Genomic DNA, 3,209 nt, shown 5'->3' with positions numbered 1-3,209 from the left:
CCGTTCGGCGAGATGATCGCCAACGACGTGCCGCCGGCCGAGCGGGCCCGGGCGCAGTCCTGACGGGCAGGCGGCGGCACCCGGGCGATGGCGTCAGGCGGCCCGGCTGCCGGCCGGCCGCCGCTCCATGACGGTCCGCGCGACCATTGCCGCCTGGGTGCGGATGTCGGGCACCGCGACCATTTCCCAGAAGGTGCCGCGCACGATCGGGCCGACCCCGAACAGGCCCGGCACCACGTCGCCGTTCCGGCCGATCAGCATGGAGCTGGTCGTGGCATCCAGGCCGAGCCGCGCCCGGTCGGGCCGGACCAGCCCGTCCTGCAGGAGCTGGCGGACCAGCGGGTCGTCGCTGCCGGCGAGGTCGACGCCGATCCCGGTGCAGTTGATCACCCGCTGCACTTCCAGGGCCAGGACCTGCCCGGAGCGGCGCGGGCGGTAGGTCACCAGCGATCCGCACGACCAGGGGCCGGACGATTCCAGGCCCTGCAGCTTGCCGCTGTGCAGCACGAGCCGGCCGGAGCGCCGCATCGCCTCGATCCGGGAGGCGACCTGCGGAGCGATGCGGTGCCGGTGCGCGTCCCACCAGGGCCGCAGATGGCGCAGGAAGCGCTGCCGGTCGCTCAGCGAGAGTTCCTGCCAGAGCAGTTGGGTGTGCGGCCGGAGCGCATCCACGACCGAGCGCCAGCCGATGCCGGCCTGGGCGGCCCGCGCCACCTCGCGGCGCACGCCGCGCATCAGCGTGGTGAGCGAGCGGCGGTCGTCCGCGGTCAGGCGCAGGTCGCGCCAGGCAGGGGCCGCCGCATGGGCGTGCGGCAGGAGGCCCCGGCGGGACAGGGCGTGGATCCGGCCACGGAAGCCGTGCTCCAGCAGGCGCAGGGTCACGTCCACCATGGTGAGGCCGGCGCCGAGCAGCAGCACCGGGTGCTCCAGGTCGATCTCCTCGATCGCCTGGGGCTGCCAGGGATTGTCCACGCAGCCGGGATAGGGCAGAGGCGCTGGCGGGAAGTTGCCCAGTGCCAGGATCACCGTATCCGCGTCGACCGTGCGGCCGGATGCCGTGCGCAGCTGCCAGCCCTGGCCGGTCCGGGCCAGGCTCTGCGCCTCGTCCTTGATGATGGCCAGGCTGTCGGTGCTGCGCCGCTGACGCAGCACCTGGGCGAGCTGGTCGCGCACGTAGCGGCCATAGAGCCCGCGGCGCACGAAGGTGCCGGCCGGGCCCGACGTGCCGACATGGGCGCGTTCCGCCTCGGGCAGCGCTTCCAGCCAGCGCAGCAGATGGCCCGGCTCGTCCGGGAACGCGCTCATGTTCTCGGCGCGCACGTTCAGGACGTGGTTCGGGTCATCGGTGGCGAACGCCACGCCCCTGCCGAGCTGGCGATTGCGCTCGATCAGGATCACCCGGTCCTGCTCGCCGGCCCGCCGCAGAAGCTGGAGCGCAGTGATCGTCCCGCTGAACCCGCCGCCGATGATCGCGATCGATCGGCCGGACGGTGGCCCGCCCGGCTGCCGCGGTTCGGTCATGGATCATTCTCCCCCTCGCTTGTCCCGCGTCAGCGCCGAAAGGCGGCAGCCGGATGGCCTTCCCCCGGCCGGCCGCTGTCCGGGCCGCCCAGCTTGGTGCGCAGCGTGCCCGCCCGATATTCCTGCTTGTAGCGGCCGCGCCGGGTCAGTTCCGGCACCACCAGGTCGGCCACGTCGCTGAAGGTCCGGTGCGCCAGGGCGCAGGCCAGGTTGAAGCCGTCCACGCCGGTCATCTCGAACGCGTTGAGGCGGATCTCGCGGCTCATGGGGCCCGGTTCACGAGGCGCCGTGCCGCGGCGGCAGCACGCCATTCAGGTGGAAGTTGCCGATATGGTGGTACTTCCAGCGGACCGGGTCATGCAGCGTGTGGGTGCGCGCGTTGCGCCAGTGCCGGTCGAAGGCGAACCGGTCGGTGGTGGCACGGGAGCCAGCCAGCTCGAACAGCTTGCTCGACACCAGCAGCGAGGTCTCGGTGGTCCAGACCTTCGCCTCCGCCACCGCCATCGAGGCCCGCGCCACGCTGCCTTCGTCCGGCTCGGCACGCGCCCGGTCGATCAATTCGCCGGCCCGTTCCAGCAGGGCGTCGCCGGCATCGACCTTGAGCTTCAGCTCGCCCACCTGATGGATCGTGTAGACGTCCTCGTGCGCATGTTCCTGGCCGCTGTCCATCCAGGGCCGGGCCTGCTCCTGCACGAAGGCGATCGTGTCGGCCAGTGCGGCGCGGGCGATGCCCTGGTCGACCGCCGCATGGATGATCTGCGCCACCGGCCCCATCGGGCTCGGCCGGTCGAACGCATCCTGATGGTCGATCACCAGCTCCGGCGGCACGCTGATCGCCTCGAACAGGACGGTACCGCTGCCGGTGGTGCGCTGGCCGAACCCGCTCCAGTCGTCGATGAGGGTCAGGCCGGGCGTGCCGCGCGGGACGAAGGCCAGGGTAGTGCGGCCCTCGTGGCCTTTCGCTACCGCGACGATCCAGTGGGCGAACAGCGTACCCGTCGCATAGAACTTGCGGCCGTCCAGCCGGAAGCTGCCGTCCGGCTGGGGCGTCAGGCGGGTGAGGTAGTCGTTTGCCCGCTTGGTGCCGATCTCGGCGAACGCATTGCCGAACCGGTCACCCTCCAGCACGCGGCCGAAGAAGAATCGCTGCTGCGCGGGCGTCCCCGACTGGACGATCGCCTCCACCATGTAGTGATGGTTCTGCGGGATCTGGCCAATGCTGGCATCGGCGGCCGAGACGATCGCCGTGACCTCGGCGAGCGTGACGGCGGACAGGCCGGGGCCGCCGAATGGCCTGGGCACCAGGATGCCCCACAGGCCGGACTGCGAGTACGCCTCGATCTCGGCCACTGGCAGGATCCGCTCGCGGTCGCGCCTGGCCGAGCCTTCGGCGATCCGCGCCGCGACCTCGCGGGCCGCGGCCAGCGCCTCGGCGTCGCTGCCGATCCGCCGGGCAGGATGGCGGCGTACCGGCAGTTCGGGCAGGGCAGGATTGGTCATGGGCGCCTCACAGCCAGGGATGGCGCGGCGGCCTGATGCCGTTCAGCGCGTGGTTGCCGATGTGGAAGTACTTCCAGCGCACCGGATCGTGCAGGGTGTGGACCCGGGCGTTGCGCCAGTGACGGTCCAGGCCGTGGCGGGCGAGGGTGGACCTGGTGCCGGCCAGCTCGAACAGCTTGTTGGTCGCG

At 72.0% G+C, this 3,209-nt stretch carries 2 protein-coding genes and 2 pseudogenes; all 4 read right to left on the bottom strand.

Going from position 1 to position 3,209, the window contains the following annotated elements:
* Window positions 1-93 precede the first annotated feature (93 nt).
* On the bottom strand, window positions 94-1,521 hold the full coding sequence (locus VNS22_RS17560) for an FAD/NAD(P)-binding protein (RefSeq protein WP_325734677.1): 1,428 nt from the start codon (window positions 1,519-1,521) through the stop codon (window positions 94-96).
* 29 nt (window positions 1,522-1,550) lie between these two features.
* Window positions 1,551-1,757: pseudogene (locus tag VNS22_RS17555) on the bottom strand (5,10-methylene tetrahydromethanopterin reductase); the annotation flags it as partial.
* A gap of 40 nt (window positions 1,758-1,797) precedes the next feature.
* Window positions 1,798-3,021 carry an SfnB family sulfur acquisition oxidoreductase gene (locus VNS22_RS17550; RefSeq protein WP_325734673.1) on the bottom strand — a complete coding sequence of 408 codons (1,224 nt, stop codon included), beginning with the start codon at window positions 3,019-3,021 and terminating at the stop codon, window positions 1,798-1,800.
* 7 nt (window positions 3,022-3,028) lie between these two features.
* Window positions 3,029-3,209, bottom strand: a pseudogene (locus VNS22_RS17545) (SfnB family sulfur acquisition oxidoreductase); the annotation flags it as partial.

Source organism: Geminicoccus sp., assembly GCF_035556675.1.
Lineage (GTDB): Bacteria > Pseudomonadota > Alphaproteobacteria > Geminicoccales > Geminicoccaceae > Geminicoccus.
This window is presented reverse-complemented; position numbering and strand designations above follow the sequence as displayed.